General features: G+C 67.4%; 17 protein-coding genes and 2 tRNA genes. 14 read left to right on the forward strand and 5 right to left on the reverse strand.

Translation table 11 applies throughout. The annotated features are described in order from the left end of the window. Positions 1–52 precede the first annotated feature (52 nt). The 3 genes from pyrF (at position 53) to C5C07_RS10815 (ending at position 3,278) form a co-directional block, all read left to right on the forward strand. Positions 53–850 (forward strand): orotidine-5'-phosphate decarboxylase, encoded by a 798-nt coding sequence (gene pyrF, locus C5C07_RS10805; protein WP_004974893.1) that lies wholly within the window; start codon positions 53–55, stop codon positions 848–850. 91 nt (positions 851–941) lie between these two features. After that, positions 942–1,532: a J domain-containing protein gene (locus tag C5C07_RS10810; RefSeq protein WP_115805062.1), complete on the forward strand. Its 591-nt coding sequence runs from the start codon at positions 942–944 to the stop codon at positions 1,530–1,532. A 141-nt stretch (positions 1,533–1,673) separates the two neighbouring features. Next, positions 1,674–3,278: a GTPBP1 family GTP-binding protein gene (locus tag C5C07_RS10815; RefSeq protein ID WP_004974896.1), complete on the forward strand. Its 1,605-nt coding sequence runs from the start codon at positions 1,674–1,676 to the stop codon at positions 3,276–3,278. Between the two features lie 40 nt (positions 3,279–3,318). Here the strand turns inward: C5C07_RS10815 and C5C07_RS10820 are convergent, their stop codons facing one another. The 3 genes from C5C07_RS10820 to C5C07_RS10830 all read right to left on the reverse strand — a co-directional run bounded on the left by C5C07_RS10820 (position 3,319) and on the right by C5C07_RS10830 (position 5,178). Then, positions 3,319–3,810 (reverse strand): hypothetical protein, encoded by a 492-nt coding sequence (locus tag C5C07_RS10820; RefSeq protein WP_115805063.1) that lies wholly within the window; start codon positions 3,808–3,810, stop codon positions 3,319–3,321. Then, positions 3,807–4,739 carry a methenyltetrahydromethanopterin cyclohydrolase gene (mch, locus tag C5C07_RS10825; protein ID WP_115805064.1) on the reverse strand — a complete coding sequence of 311 codons (933 nt, stop codon included), beginning with the start codon at positions 4,737–4,739 and terminating at the stop codon, positions 3,807–3,809. Before mch ends, C5C07_RS10820 begins: the two co-directional genes overlap by 4 nt. Before the next feature lie 124 nt (positions 4,740–4,863). Beyond that, positions 4,864–5,178: an MTH1187 family thiamine-binding protein gene (locus C5C07_RS10830; RefSeq protein ID WP_004062408.1), complete on the reverse strand. Its 315-nt coding sequence runs from the start codon at positions 5,176–5,178 to the stop codon at positions 4,864–4,866. 105 nt (positions 5,179–5,283) lie between these two features. Here C5C07_RS10830 and C5C07_RS10835 point away from each other — a divergent pair, with 105 nt between their 5' ends. The 6 genes from C5C07_RS10835 to C5C07_RS10860 all read left to right on the forward strand — a co-directional run bounded on the left by C5C07_RS10835 (position 5,284) and on the right by C5C07_RS10860 (position 7,813). Beyond that, complete coding sequence (locus tag C5C07_RS10835) at positions 5,284–5,451, forward strand: hypothetical protein (protein WP_233510337.1); 168 nt, start codon at positions 5,284–5,286, stop codon at positions 5,449–5,451. A gap of 65 nt (positions 5,452–5,516) precedes the next feature. Beyond that, positions 5,517–6,575, forward strand: a complete 1,059-nt coding sequence (locus tag C5C07_RS10840) for a YihY/virulence factor BrkB family protein (protein ID WP_004974900.1) — start codon at positions 5,517–5,519, stop codon at positions 6,573–6,575. Positions 6,576–6,613: 38 nt separating this feature from the next. Continuing rightward, positions 6,614–6,898: a hypothetical protein gene (locus tag C5C07_RS10845; RefSeq protein ID WP_049905064.1), complete on the forward strand. Its 285-nt coding sequence runs from the start codon at positions 6,614–6,616 to the stop codon at positions 6,896–6,898. 70 nt (positions 6,899–6,968) lie between these two features. Continuing rightward, a complete protein-coding gene (locus C5C07_RS10850) occupies positions 6,969–7,223 on the forward strand; it encodes a hypothetical protein (RefSeq protein ID WP_004974905.1) in 255 nt (84 codons plus the stop codon). A 75-nt stretch (positions 7,224–7,298) separates the two neighbouring features. After that, the gene (locus C5C07_RS10855) at positions 7,299–7,526 is read left to right on the forward strand and encodes a hypothetical protein (RefSeq protein ID WP_004974906.1); all 228 of its coding nucleotides are present in this window, start codon (positions 7,299–7,301) and stop codon (positions 7,524–7,526) included. Beyond that, positions 7,523–7,813, forward strand: a complete 291-nt coding sequence (locus C5C07_RS10860; RefSeq protein WP_004974907.1) for a hypothetical protein — start codon at positions 7,523–7,525, stop codon at positions 7,811–7,813. Before C5C07_RS10855 ends, C5C07_RS10860 begins: the two co-directional genes overlap by 4 nt. 331 nt (positions 7,814–8,144) lie before the next feature. On the opposite strand, the gene C5C07_RS10865 is transcribed toward C5C07_RS10860, so the two are convergent. Both C5C07_RS10865 and C5C07_RS10870 read right to left on the reverse strand, forming a co-directional pair. Then, positions 8,145–8,215 (reverse strand) — tRNA-Gly (locus C5C07_RS10865). A gap of 12 nt (positions 8,216–8,227) precedes the next feature. Next, a tRNA-Gly gene (locus C5C07_RS10870) sits at positions 8,228–8,298 on the reverse strand. Positions 8,299–8,587: 289 nt separating this feature from the next. Here C5C07_RS10870 and C5C07_RS10875 point away from each other — a divergent pair. From C5C07_RS10875 to C5C07_RS10895, 5 genes are read left to right on the forward strand one after another with little or no spacing between them, the layout of a single operon-like run. Then, positions 8,588–9,430 (forward strand): putative RNA uridine N3 methyltransferase, encoded by an 843-nt coding sequence (locus C5C07_RS10875; RefSeq protein ID WP_115805066.1) that lies wholly within the window; start codon positions 8,588–8,590, stop codon positions 9,428–9,430. Positions 9,431–9,434: 4 nt separating this feature from the next. Further along, a complete protein-coding gene (locus C5C07_RS10880; protein ID WP_004974909.1) occupies positions 9,435–10,451 on the forward strand; it encodes a 50S ribosomal protein L3 in 1,017 nt (338 codons plus the stop codon). 3 nt (positions 10,452–10,454) lie between these two features. Next, positions 10,455–11,201: a 50S ribosomal protein L4 gene (rpl4p, locus tag C5C07_RS10885; protein WP_004974910.1), complete on the forward strand. Its 747-nt coding sequence runs from the start codon at positions 10,455–10,457 to the stop codon at positions 11,199–11,201. Next, the gene (locus tag C5C07_RS10890; protein ID WP_004974911.1) at positions 11,198–11,449 is read left to right on the forward strand and encodes a 50S ribosomal protein L23; all 252 of its coding nucleotides are present in this window, start codon (positions 11,198–11,200) and stop codon (positions 11,447–11,449) included. Before rpl4p ends, C5C07_RS10890 begins: the two co-directional genes overlap by 4 nt. A 2-nt stretch (positions 11,450–11,451) precedes the next feature. Then, positions 11,452–12,177, forward strand: a complete 726-nt coding sequence (locus C5C07_RS10895; RefSeq protein WP_004974912.1) for a 50S ribosomal protein L2 — start codon at positions 11,452–11,454, stop codon at positions 12,175–12,177. Position 12,178 lies beyond the last annotated feature (1 nt).

Here is a 12,178-nt window from a genome sequence, read left to right on the forward strand (position 1 = left end):
CACCCGGAGCGAAGGGAAAACCCCTTACTGCCGGTCGTCGCACTCGCGGGCAATGGGCTTCTTCGACGACCTCCGCGACCGCATCGAGGCGACAGACAGCGTCGTCTCGGTCGGCCTCGACGCCGACATCGACCGCATCCCCGACCACCTCCTCGACAAGGACCTCCCGCGGTGGGCGTTCAACCGCCGCATCATCGACGCGACTCACGAGCACGCCGCGGCGTACAAGCCGAACGCGGCGTTCTACGAGGACGAAGACGGCTGGCGCTCCCTGCGCGAGACCGTCGCCTACGCCCACGGCAAGGGCGTGCCGGTCCTCCTCGACGCCAAGCGCGCCGACATCGGTAACACGACCCGCAAGTACGCCGACCTGCTCGACGACGCCGACGCCATCACGGTCAACCCCTACATGGGCCGCGACTCCATCCAGCCGTTCCTCGCCCGCGAGGACAAGGGCGTGTTCGTCCTCTGTCGGACCTCGAACCCCGGCGGCTCCGACCTCCAGTCGCTCGAACTCGATTCGGGCGAACCCCTCTACGAGCGCGTCGCGGCGCTCTGCGACCTCTGGAACGAACACGGCAACGTCGGCCTCGTCGTCGGCGCGACCGGTCCCGACGAACTGGAACACCTCCGCGAACAGGTGCCCGACCTGCCCTTCCTCGTCCCCGGCGTCGGGGCGCAGGGCGGCGACGCCGAGGCCGCCGTCGAGTTCGGCCTCGCCGACGGCGTCGGTCTCGTGAACTCCTCGCGCGGCATCATCTTCGCCGGCGAGGACGACGGCGAGGACTTCGACAAGGCCGCCGGACAGGCGGCCAAGCGCCTCAAAAAGCGGCTGAACCAGTACCGCTGAGTCGGCGCGGGCGCTCGATTTTCGGCGGGTGACTCTTCGGCAGGTGACTCCCCGGCGAGACGTTTACCACCGTGCGCCCCTAACTGCGCTCGTGGACCGAGACCGACTCGTCATGGGGCTCGCGGCGGTGTTCGCGGGAATCACCATGCTCCTCGTCGTGTTGGCGTTCGCCTACCAACAGCTCTTGTTGCTGTTCGTCGCCATCCCCTTCGGCGCGACGACGTACTTCATGTACGCCCACGTCAGCGGCCGCCTCGAAGAGCGGTTCCGCAGGACGCGCGTCCGCGCCGACGCCGGGCGCGGCGGGTTCGGCTTCCGGTCGGACCAACGGCGGGGCGACCGCCGGGGGACCGGCGGCTTCGGCGCGGGTCCCCGCGGCGACCCCCAAGAGGGACCACGAACCGGTCGATTCGGCCCGAACGCCGGCCCCGGCGGCGGATTCGACGGCGGTCGGCGGAGACGGCGCGCCCGCGACGGAAGCGGGACGCGGGTCCGCCCGCCGCGGCGCGGCATGAGTCGGCAGAAAGCCCTCGAAACGCTCGGCCTCGACGACGACGCCTCCGAGGACGAGGTGAAGGCGGCCTACCGGAAGCGAGTCAAGGAGACCCATCCGGACTCGAAGACCGGCGACGAGGAGGCGTTCAAGCGCGTCAACCGCGCCTACGAGCGCCTGACCGAGTAACGCGGTTTCCTTTTCACCCGCATTCGACCGGCACAAGCCTCGACGAGCGCCCCCGCGTCGGTTCCGTCTCGATTGCGGTACGTTCTCATGGTAATCGCTACCGCGGAAAGCGTTTTCACGGTCGGTTTCCTACCCGCTTCCATGAGCGCGGATCGGGCTCTCTTGGACGAGGCCCTCGAGCGCGGTGAGGAAGAAGGCGGCAACGTCGAGTTCAAAGAACGCCTCACCCGCGCCGTTCACCTGTCCGACGGCCGGATGGAGTCGCTCGCGGCTCAGCTCCGACACCGAGTGCTCTCCGGCGACGGCGTGGCGACCTACGTGGTCGGCGTCACCGACGACGGCGGCATCGCCGGCATCCCGCCGGACGACTTCTCCGAGACCATGGACGTGCTGTCGCTTCTGGCCGAGGAGGCCGGCGCGCACATCGAAGACGTGGAGACGTGGGGCGTCGGCGACTCGGCCGAGCGCGGCCTCGTCGGCGTCGCGACCATCCGCGAGGGGGCGATGCTCGACGTGGACGACGACCACATCGTCGTCGGCACCGCGGGCCACGTCGACCACGGGAAGTCCACCCTCGTCGGTTCGCTCGTCACCGGGCAGGCCGACAACGGCAACGGCGGCACGCGGTCGTTCCTCGACGTGCAGCCCCACGAGGTCGAACGCGGCCTGTCGGCGGACCTCTCGTACGCCGTCTACGGCTTTTCCGACGACGGCCCGGTCCACATGCGAAACCCCCACCGGAAGTCCGACCGGGCGCAAATCGTTCAGGAGGCCGACCGGCTGGTCTCGTTCGTCGATACTGTGGGCCACGAGCCGTGGCTCCGGACGACGATTCGCGGCCTCGTCGGTCAGCGTCTCGACTACGGCCTGCTCGTCGTCGCCGCCGACGACGGCCCGACGCGGACGACCCGCGAACACCTCGGCATCCTGCTCGCGATGGAGCTACCGACGGTCGTCGCCATCACGAAGGTCGACGCCGTCTCCGAGGAGCGCGCCGCCGAGGTGGAACGCGAGGTCGAGCGGCTCCTCCGCGACGTGGGCCGGACGCCCCTGAGCGTCGAGCGCCACGGCGTCGACGCCGCGGTCGACGAGATAAGCGAGTCGGTCGTCCCGCTGTTCCTGACGAGCGCGGTCACGATGGACGGCCTCGACGACCTCGACCGGCTGTTCGAGTCGCTCCCGAAGCGCAGCGCCGCCGAGGGCGACTTCAAGATGTACATCGACCGGACCTACTCGGTCACTGGCGTCGGCGCGGTCGCCTCCGGCACGGTCAACTCCGGGGCGGTCGAGGCCGGTGACAAACTGCTCTTGGGACCGATGTCCGACGGCGAGTTCCGCGAGGTCGAGGTCCGCTCTATCGAGATGCACTACCACCGGGTCGACCGGGCCAACGCCGGCCGCATCGTCGGCATCGCCCTCAAGGGCGTCCGCGAGTCCGAAATCGAACGGGGGATGGTGCTCCTCCCGGCCGACTCGGAGCCCACCGCCGTCCGCGAGTTCGAGGCCGACGTGATGGTACTCAACCACCCGACGCGGATTCAGGAGGGCTACGAGCCCGTGGTCCACCTCGAAACCATCTCTGAGGCGGCCGTCTTCCACCCCGACGGGGGGCGGCTCCTGCCGGGCGACACCGGCACGACCCGCGTGGAGTTCAAGTTCCGACCGTACTTCGTCGAGGAGGGCCAGCGGTTCGTCTTCCGCGAGGGCCGGTCCAAGGGCGTCGGGACCGTGACCAAGGTCGACTAACGTAACACGGGCGGCGACGCGGGTTCGTCCCCGCCGGCGGTCAGGCTGATTCCTCGACCGCGACGTAGCCGTCCGGTTTTCTCGCCGCCGCGCCGAACAGCACCGCCCAGTCGAGCAGCCGCGCGACCCTGTTTCGCCAGCGCGATTCCCACCCGTCGGGGTCGCGGTGGCGCTCCCAGTTCGGGACGGTCGGCTCGAACGCGTCGAAGACCGCGTCCGCAGACCTCGGCTCGTCGCCAAGGGCGTCGAGGGCCTCTCTCGCGCCGAAGACGTTCGCCTCGAAGGCGGCCCGCAAGTCGTCCCGCGTCGGGTCCTCGCGGACGCGCTCGAAGCCGCGGCTCACCTCGCGGGCGAGGCCGAGCGACTGGCAGAACACGAGCCAGTCGCGGCCCTCGTCGGGCGTCACGTTGAGTCGGTTCGCCACCCGGCCGCAGCAGTCGTCTTCGGAGCCCGGAATCAGCGGGACGGCGCGGTGGGCGTCCCACAGTCGGTCGAGGGAGTCCGGCGCGGGCGGGACCGGTTTGCGCCTCACAGTCCGAACGAGTCGGCGAGCACGTCCTCGTCGGTCTCGCCGAGGGCGTACGTCGGGCCGTCGACCACGTCGACGGTGACCTGCGCGGGGCCGAACACGTCGGGGTCGACCTCGCCGAAGTCCCAGTCGGCGTCCTCGAACAGTTGTTCGAACGGCACGCCGTAGTCGGGTCCGGCCGTGGAAATCGCGCGGTCGAAGTCGTCGAAGTCCTCGCTGACGGTGACGTGGACGCGCCCGCCGTAGGCGACGGCGTCGTTCGTCCGTCCCATGGCGACGCTCTCGTCGTATCTGACGGGGGCGAGCGGGGCGGAACCGTTGATAGAGAGGACGTTCGTCGGGTCGTAGCCCGCCTCGAAGAGGTTGAACACGGCGAGTTCGGCCGCGCGGGCCGCGCCCGTGACGCTCCCGACGAGCGAGCCGGTCGCGTAGGTCGGCAGGAAGACGGCGCTCGGTTCGAGGCCGGTCGTCTCCGCGACGTGTTCCGCGACCTCGTCGGTCGGGAGGTCGATGCTCTCGACGGAGAGGACCGTCAGGTCGAACTCGTCGTAGTAGCCGAGGTGGTGGAACTCCTCTTCCTCGCCGACCAGCGCGCGTGCGGGGCCGGAGCCGAGGCCGTCGAAGTCGTCGAAGGTGAGCTCCCAGCCGGCCTTCTGCGAGCACAGGAGGGCCAGCGCGGGGCGGTCGGTGGAGAGTTCGACGTGCGGGCGGGGCGTGCCGGCGACCTCGCCCATCCGCGTCTGTACCGTGGCGAGACCCGCGGTCTGAATCTCCGCGAGGAGCATCCCCGCCTCGACACCGCCGTCGGCGTCGACGCCGAAGTCGATGACCGTCGCGCCCGAGTCGAGTTCGTAGCCCTCGATGCCGAGTTCCCCGGCGAAATCGAGCGCCTCGTCGACCAGTTCGATGGCCATCCGATTGATGCTGTCCATGCGAGGCGATTGCGCGCCTTCGGCTAAAGGGTTTGTCAGTCACCTACCGCTACGGGTCGCGTGGACGTGCCACGTGGGGCGCGTCGCGGGAATGCGCGGCGGGTCGCCGCACCCCCGTGCGACACTATTCGCGGTCGCTTCTCGCTTCCCGACCGAGGTGGGCTTCGACCGCGTCGACCTTGTCGGCGGCCGTCTGGTCCTTCGTGCGCTTGTCGTCTATCTTCAGGAACGTGCTCACGCGGTCGCCGTCGACCGCCTTGTGGGCCGCGCCGACCGCCGCGAGCAGTTCGTCGATGTCGTCGGCCTCGATGACCGTCCCCATCGGATTCGTCTCGTAGGACACCTCGAAGTCGTCGAGAGCCGCGACCGCCTTGGCGACCTCGCCCGACATGCTCCCTTCGACGACCGGTGCGACGCTCAGCATCGCGATGACTGTCATGGTCGAACCCACGCGCCACGCGGTAGTAAAACGGAGTGGACCGAGGCTGCCGATTCGATGACGGAACCGACGAGGCTATCTCCTCGAACAGCCACAGATTCCGATATGTTCCAGAGCGAACTCACTCGGGTGGCACTCGTCGCGGGTGCGAACGTCGTCGGTGGGGTGACCCTCGGCTCAGCCATCGGTGGCACGGTCGGTTACGCGGTGGAGTGGACCGCGACGGGCGCTGTCTTGGGGCTGGCAGTCGCCGTCTTCGCCGCCCGGCGATAGCCGCCTCCGCATCCCCGACTTGGCGGCGCATCGCGCTTTTCTCGTCGGCCGACGTATCAGCGTTCATGAATCCACGTGTCACGAGAGCGCTCACGCTCGGCCGGGCCATCGTCTACGAGGTGCGAACCGAGCGGCTCACCTTCATGGCGGGAAGCATCGCTTACGGGGCGTTCGTCTCGCTGTTACCGCTGTTCCTGCTCGTCCTCGCGGCCGTCTCCGCCACCGGCGACAGCGGCCTCCGCGAGGGCGTCATCGCCGTCATCCAGTCCGTGTTGACTCCCGGCGCGGGCGACGTTATCATCGCCGAACTGGAGTCGTCGACCCAACTAGCGAGCCTCTCGGTCGTCGGGGTGCTCGTGTTGGTGTGGGGGACGCTTCGCATCTTCCGCGGCCTCGACACCGCCTTCTCGGACATCTACGAGTCGGAGGCGGCCAACACCTTCGCCGACCAACTCTCCGACGGCATCGTCGTGCTCGTCACCGTCGCCGTCGCCGTCGTCGCCGGCGCGCTCATCGAGTCCGCGCTCCCGGCGCTCGACGGGGCGCTCGGGTGGGCCGTCTACCGCGGGCTCCTCGTGGTCGTCCTGTTCGTGACGTTCTACCCGATGTACTACATCTTCCCCGACGAGGACGTGACCTACCTCGAAGTCGTTCCCGGGACCCTCGTCGCCGCCGTCGGGCTGACGACCTTCGAATCGCTGTTCCGGCTCTACGTCGAGTTCAGTAGCCGCGCGCCCGAGTCGAGCGTCGTCGCCGGCATCCTCGTCCTCCTGACGTGGCTCTACTTCAGCGGGCTCGTCATCCTCCTCGGCGCGGCCGTCAACGCGGTGCTGTCGAACCGCTCGCGCGACGTGAACGTCCGCCCGCTGTTCGGCGGCGTCCCCCTCGACTCGCAGACCGACGCGGTGACTCGCGGCGAGGTGACCGCGGCCATCGAACGACTCGACCACCTCGTGGCGGCCGCGCCACACGAGGACCTGACGGTTCGCGTCGGCGACGAGTCCGTCACGCTCCCCCGGCCCGAACGGGTCGTCGCCGACACCGAAACCAGTCGATTCCTGCCGGAGGGGCCTGTCAGACTGGAACTCCGATGGTCCTCGTGGCCTGACAGTCAGGAGGAGTGACGACGGGCGTTATGAGGCTGGCGTGCGTATGCGACACTATGGCAATAAAGACCCCTGCCCGACCGACTCAGCCGGCGCGACCGCTCGAAGGGGACCGAACGAGGTGGGAGGCCGTGGAGACGACCGCCGAGACCGCCTCCCGCGCGGTTCGGCCTCCGACCGTCGTCGAACACCGGCGACTGCCCGAGAAGGATTTCGGCGAGGCGCTGCTCGTCTGGCGCTGTGACGACTGCGGCGAACTCGGCTCGCTGACCTCGTTCCCGTCGGGGTGTCCCGACTGCGGCGCGGGTCGCGAGGCGCTGTTTTACTTCACCGAGGACTGACGCCTCGGTCGAGCGCGGTCCGCCACCGGCCGACCGCGACCGTTTTCCCGCCGGCCGACGACCCCCGGATATGTATCTCTCTCACCCCGTCCGTCGCATGCGCGACGACCCCCTCGACGACGAGGTCGCGGAACTCCGCGTCGAACCCGCGGACGACGACGCCCGCGCCGCGCTCGAAACCCGCGTCGAGTCGCTCGGCGGCAGCCTCGAACGCGAACTCCGGTTCGGCGGCGTCGTGGTCTCGCTCGCCGAGTCGGCCGTCTCCGACCTCTGCGAACTCGACGGTATCGAGCGAATCGAGACGGTCGACACGCTCGGCTACTGATTCTTCGCCCACGCGTGCGAGGCCAGAACCGCGACTGTTGTCAACTGTTTAGTGTATTCTCTGCGGACGTTCCGTATGGTCTCCCTCCATTCCCGCGTCACGCGAGTGGTCGGCGTCGTCGCCGCCGCCGTCGGCGCGTCCGCCGCGCTCTCCGCCAGCGAGTTCGGCATCGAACTCCGTGAGAGTACCGCGCCCGCCTCGCTCATCACACGCCTCGCCACCCGGTCGCCGCTCGAATTCGGCGCGCTACTCGTCGTGTTCGCGGCCGCTATCGTCCTCGTGACGGTTCCGATCGACTCATGAGCGTGCTCGCCGAACTCGGGGGCGTTTTCCTGCTCGTCGCGTACCTGTTGCTCCTCGCGGGCACGGCCGTGCAGTACCGGCGCGGAACGCTCTCCGCTCCGCGGGCGGTTCTCCTCGTCGGGATGTGTCTCACGTGGCTCTCGTACGCCCTCTTACAGGTGACGCAGTCCGGGACCGTGCCGACGGGAACGCCGCTCAACTACGCCCTCGACGCGCTCGCCGTCGTTGTCCTCGTCGTCGGCGTGGCCGCGATGGTCTGGTGGTGGCGGGCACGGGACGAAACGTGAGTTCTCGGGGACGCGTCGGTGACTGAGTTTCGTTCAGAGAAGTGCGTCGGCTGGGATTTGAACTCCACTCGCTCACTCACGTTCGCTCGCTAGTTCAAATCCCAGCGTCCCGCATTCACAACTCACAGTCCGAGCGACACGCACAGCGGTCGCTCGGAGGGTAGATTCGTTGTAGAAGTGCGTCGGCTGGGATTTGAACCGAACCCAGACGTGCTCGCTCACTTCGTTCGCTGTGCGCGACTGGTCGGGTTCAGAATCCCTCTTGGCCGCACTTCTTCACTCCACGGAAACTCGGAGTCTGACGACTCCTCGTTTGGTACCGTTCAGAAAGTGCGTCGGCTGGGATTTGAACCCAGGTTGTGACCATGGCAAGGTCACGTGATACCACTACACTACCGACGCATGTGGTGGAAGTGCGCTGGCTGGGATTTGAACCCAGGTTGTGACCATGGCAAGGTCACGTGATACCACTACACTACCAGCGCATTCCGCGTGTATCGTGGCGTGCTGCTGCGTTACTCGATAGTGTCGGGTTGATAAATAAGACTTGCGAAACGGGGGAGAAATCGGGCGACGGCGCGCCACCTGCTACCACGTGAGATTCGCCTTCGCCGACCTGTCGTCGACCGTGTAATTACGTACCACGCGTCATTCGCCAATCGTCCACAAACTGGGTCGTGGGACGCTCTACCACCCCAGAACGGATTCGCTACTCTTTTAGGTAGGCCCCCGGTACAAACGCCACAGTCTAGACGAGACGAGGATGAACCCGGCATGAAACTCAGCGTACTCGTGCCGTCCTCACTCGTCCGGGAAGCCGAAGATCAACGCGAGGCAACTCGCAAACTCGGCTACGTCGCCCGCGCGGCGGCGGTCTTCCGGGCGAACGAACTCGTCGTCTTCCCCGACGAAGACGGCGAGAACAAGTGGGGCGGCGAGTTCGTCGAAACCGTACTTCGGTACGCCGCGACGCCCCCCTACCTCCGCAAGGAGGTCTGGGGTAAGCGCGACGAACTCCGCTACGCTGGTATCCTGCCGCCCGTTCTCGTGGCGTCTACGACCGCGGACGACTCTGACGAGTCGCCCGCGTTGCGAGAAGGAATCGTGACCGAGGTCGGACCTGACGACCGCGTTCGGGTCAATTGCGGAATGCAACACCCGATCTCCCTGTTCGTCCCTCCCGGGATGGACCTCACAGAGGGAGAGCGCGTCGCTGTCAGGATCTCTTCGCGAGAACCGGTCCGTGCGCGGATCGTCGACGAGCCCCTCTCGGGCTTCGACGTATCCCGCATGGACCTCACGGAAGCACTCGGCAGGCCAGATGCGGGCGTGCGAATCGCCACGTCTCGCTATGGCGAACCGCTGTCGGTCCCCACATTGGGCGACTTGACGGCCCGCATCACCGATGCCGGCGGCATGACCGTCGTCTTCGGGTCGCCGGGCCGTGGGCTTCCGGACATGCTCGGGATGTCTCCCGAGGATGTTGCAGACGTCGAACCTTCCGTTGGTCCGGGGTTCGACCTCTGGCTCAATACGATTCCGCGACAGGGCAGCGAGGTCGTGCGAACAGAAGAAGCGATGTTCGCCTCCCTCGCCTCCCTGACACTCACGGAGTGAATCCATGCCACAACCAAGCAGACCACGAAAAGGCTCGATGGGCTTCAGCCCCCGCAAGCGTGTGACCAAAGAGGTCCCGCGTATCAAGTCGTGGCCAAGTGACGACGGTTCCCCTGCACTGCAGGGATTCGCTGGCTACAAGGCCGGTATGACCCACGTCATGATGGTCAACGACGAGGCCGACTCCCCCCGCGAGGGAATGGAGGAGTCCGTCCCGGTGACCGTCGTCGAGACGCCGCCGATGCGCGCCGTCGCCCTTCGCGCCTACGAGCAGACGCCGTACGGTATGAAGCCGCAGACCGAGGTCTGGACGGACGAGTTCCACGACGAACTCGACCGCGTCCTCGACCTGCCGGCAGAGAACACGTTCGACTCGGACGCCGACGCGCTTCGCGAGGCCGTCGAGGCCGGCGAAGTCGATGACCTCCGCGTCATCACGCACACGGTGCCCGCCGAGCTCGCGAACGTGCCCAAGAAGAAGCCCGACGTGATGGAGACTCGCGTCGGTGGCGGCTCCATGGTGGAGCGCGCCGACTTCGCCCTCGACCTCGTTGCCGAGGGCGGCGAACACGAGATGTCCGACGTGTTCCGCGCCGGCGAGTACCTCGACGCCGCGGGTGTCACGAAGGGTAAGGGTACGCAGGGTCCCGTCAAGCGATGGGGCGTCCAGAAGCGTAAGGGCAAGCACGCCCGCCAGGGCTGGAGACGCCGTATTGGCAACCTCGGCCCCTGGAACCCGTCCCGTGTCCGCTCTACGGTTCCGCAGCTCGGTCAGACTGGTTACCACCAGCGCACCGAGCTCAACAAGCGCCTCATCGACCTCGGTGAGGGTGACGAGGCCTCCGTCGAAGGTGGCTTCGTCAACTACGGCGAGGTCGACGGCTCCTACGCGCTCATCAAGGGCTCGCTGCCGGGCCCCAACAAGCGCCTTCTGCGGTTCCGCCCGGCCATCCGGCCGAACGACCAGCCGCGCCTCGACCCCGAGGTGCGCTACGTCTCTACCGCATCGAACCAGGGATAATCCATGCAGGCAACTATCCGAGACCTGAACGGCGACGACGCGGGCAGCATCGACCTGCCCGAGGTCTTCGAGACGGCTTACCGTCCCGACCTCATCAAGCGTGCCGTCATCGCCGCGCAGGCAAACCGAAAACAGCCGTACGGTGCCGACCCCTACGCCGGACTTCGAACCCCGGCAGAGTCCATGGGCAGCGGCCGTGGGATGTCCCACGACCCACGCCAGAACGGCGTCGCCCGACGCGTCCCGCACGCCGTCTCCGGCCGTCGCGCTCACCCGCCGAAGGCCGAGAAGGACCAGGGGAAGGAGATCAACACGAAGGAGCGTAAGCTCGCCGTCCGCTCGGCGCTCGCCGCCACGACGGACCCCGAGCTGGTCGCCGAGCGCGGTCACCGCTTCGACGACGACGTCGAGCTCCCCCTCGTCGTCTCCGACGACTTCGAGGACCTCGTCAAGACGAAGGAGGTCGTCGACCTCCTGCAGTCGCTCGGCGTCTACGACGACATCGAGCGCTCCGAGGAGAACAAGAAGGTCAAAGGCGGCCAGGGCAAGCTCCGCGGTCGCAAGTACACCCGTCCGAAGTCCATTCTCTTCGTGACGGCCGAGGAGCCCTCGAAGGCCGCTCGCAACCTCGCCGGCGTCGACGTCGCCACCGCGGCGAACGTCTCCGCCGAGGACCTCGCGCCCGGCACCCACGCCGGTCGCCTCACGCTCTTCACCGAGAGCGCGCTCGAGGAGGTCGCAGAACGATGAGCATCATCGAACACCCGCTGGTCACGGAGAAGGCGATGAACCAGATGGACTTCGACAACAAGCTCCAGTTCATCGTCCACATCGACTCGACGAAGTCCGACGTGAAGGACGAAGTCCAGTCGCGCTACGACGTGACCGTCGAGAAGGTCAACACGCAGGTCACGATGAAAGGCAAGAAGAAAGCAACAGTTCGTCTCTCTGAAGACGACGACGCGCAGGAAGTCGCGTCGCGTATCGGGGTGTTCTAACCATGGGACGCCGAATTCAGGGCCAGCGTCGTGGTCGCGGTACGTCCACCTTCCGGGCGCCGTCGCACCGCTACAAGGCCGAACTGTCGCACAAGAAGTCCGAGGAGAAAGACACCATCACGGGCACGGTCGTCGGCATCGAGCACGACCCCGCACGCAGCGCGCCCATCGCCCTCGTCGAGTTCGAGGACGAACAGCGCATGATTCTCGCGCCCGAGGGTGTCACCGTCGGCGAAGAGCTTCAGATCGGCGTTTCCGCCGAAATCAAGCCCGGCAACACGCTGCCGCTCGCCGAGATTCCCGAGGGTGTCCCCGTCTGTAACGTCGAGCACCAGCCCGGCGACGGCGGGAAGTTCGCCCGCGCCTCCGGCGTGAGCGCGCAGCTTCTCTCGCACGACCGCAAGGTCGCCATCGTGAAGCTCCCGTCGGGCGAGGTCAAGCGCCTCAACCCCAACTGCCGAGCCACCATCGGCGTCGTCGCCGGTGGCGGCCGCACGGAGAAGCCGTTCGTCAAGGCAGGCAAGAAGTACCACAAGATGAAAGCGCGCGGTATCAAGTGGCCGCGCGTGCGTGGTGTTGCTATGAACGCCGTCGACCACCCGTTCGGTGGCGGCGGCCGGCAGCACCCCGGTCAGCCGAAGTCCGTCTCGCGGAACGCTCCGCCGGGCCGGAAGGTCGGTGACATCGCCTCCAAACGCACCGGTCGCGGTGGCAAGGGAGGTAAGTAAC

It is taken from the genome of Haloferax sp. Atlit-4N (assembly GCF_003383025.1).
Lineage (GTDB): Archaea > Halobacteriota > Halobacteria > Halobacteriales > Haloferacaceae > Haloferax > Haloferax gibbonsii.

Coding starts and splice junctions, on each gene's coding strand:
- pyrF (WP_004974893.1), top strand. CDS start 53: ATGGGCTTCTTCGACGACCTCCGCGACCGCATCGAGGCGACAGACAGC.
- C5C07_RS10815 (WP_004974896.1), top strand. CDS start 1,674: ATGAGCGCGGATCGGGCTCTCTTGGACGAGGCCCTCGAGCGCGGTGAG.
- mch (WP_115805064.1), bottom strand. CDS start 4,739: ATGGACAGCATCAATCGGATGGCCATCGAACTGGTCGACGAGGCGCTC.
- C5C07_RS10830 (WP_004062408.1), bottom strand. CDS start 5,178: ATGACAGTCATCGCGATGCTGAGCGTCGCACCGGTCGTCGAAGGGAGC.
- C5C07_RS10835 (WP_233510337.1), top strand. CDS start 5,284: ATGTTCCAGAGCGAACTCACTCGGGTGGCACTCGTCGCGGGTGCGAAC.
- C5C07_RS10840 (WP_004974900.1), top strand. CDS start 5,517: ATGAATCCACGTGTCACGAGAGCGCTCACGCTCGGCCGGGCCATCGTC.
- C5C07_RS10845 (WP_049905064.1), top strand. CDS start 6,614: ATGGCAATAAAGACCCCTGCCCGACCGACTCAGCCGGCGCGACCGCTC.
- C5C07_RS10850 (WP_004974905.1), top strand. CDS start 6,969: ATGTATCTCTCTCACCCCGTCCGTCGCATGCGCGACGACCCCCTCGAC.
- C5C07_RS10855 (WP_004974906.1), top strand. CDS start 7,299: ATGGTCTCCCTCCATTCCCGCGTCACGCGAGTGGTCGGCGTCGTCGCC.
- C5C07_RS10860 (WP_004974907.1), top strand. CDS start 7,523: ATGAGCGTGCTCGCCGAACTCGGGGGCGTTTTCCTGCTCGTCGCGTAC.
- C5C07_RS10875 (WP_115805066.1), top strand. CDS start 8,588: ATGAAACTCAGCGTACTCGTGCCGTCCTCACTCGTCCGGGAAGCCGAA.
- C5C07_RS10880 (WP_004974909.1), top strand. CDS start 9,435: ATGCCACAACCAAGCAGACCACGAAAAGGCTCGATGGGCTTCAGCCCC.
- rpl4p (WP_004974910.1), top strand. CDS start 10,455: ATGCAGGCAACTATCCGAGACCTGAACGGCGACGACGCGGGCAGCATC.
- C5C07_RS10890 (WP_004974911.1), top strand. CDS start 11,198: ATGAGCATCATCGAACACCCGCTGGTCACGGAGAAGGCGATGAACCAG.
- C5C07_RS10895 (WP_004974912.1), top strand. CDS start 11,452: ATGGGACGCCGAATTCAGGGCCAGCGTCGTGGTCGCGGTACGTCCACC.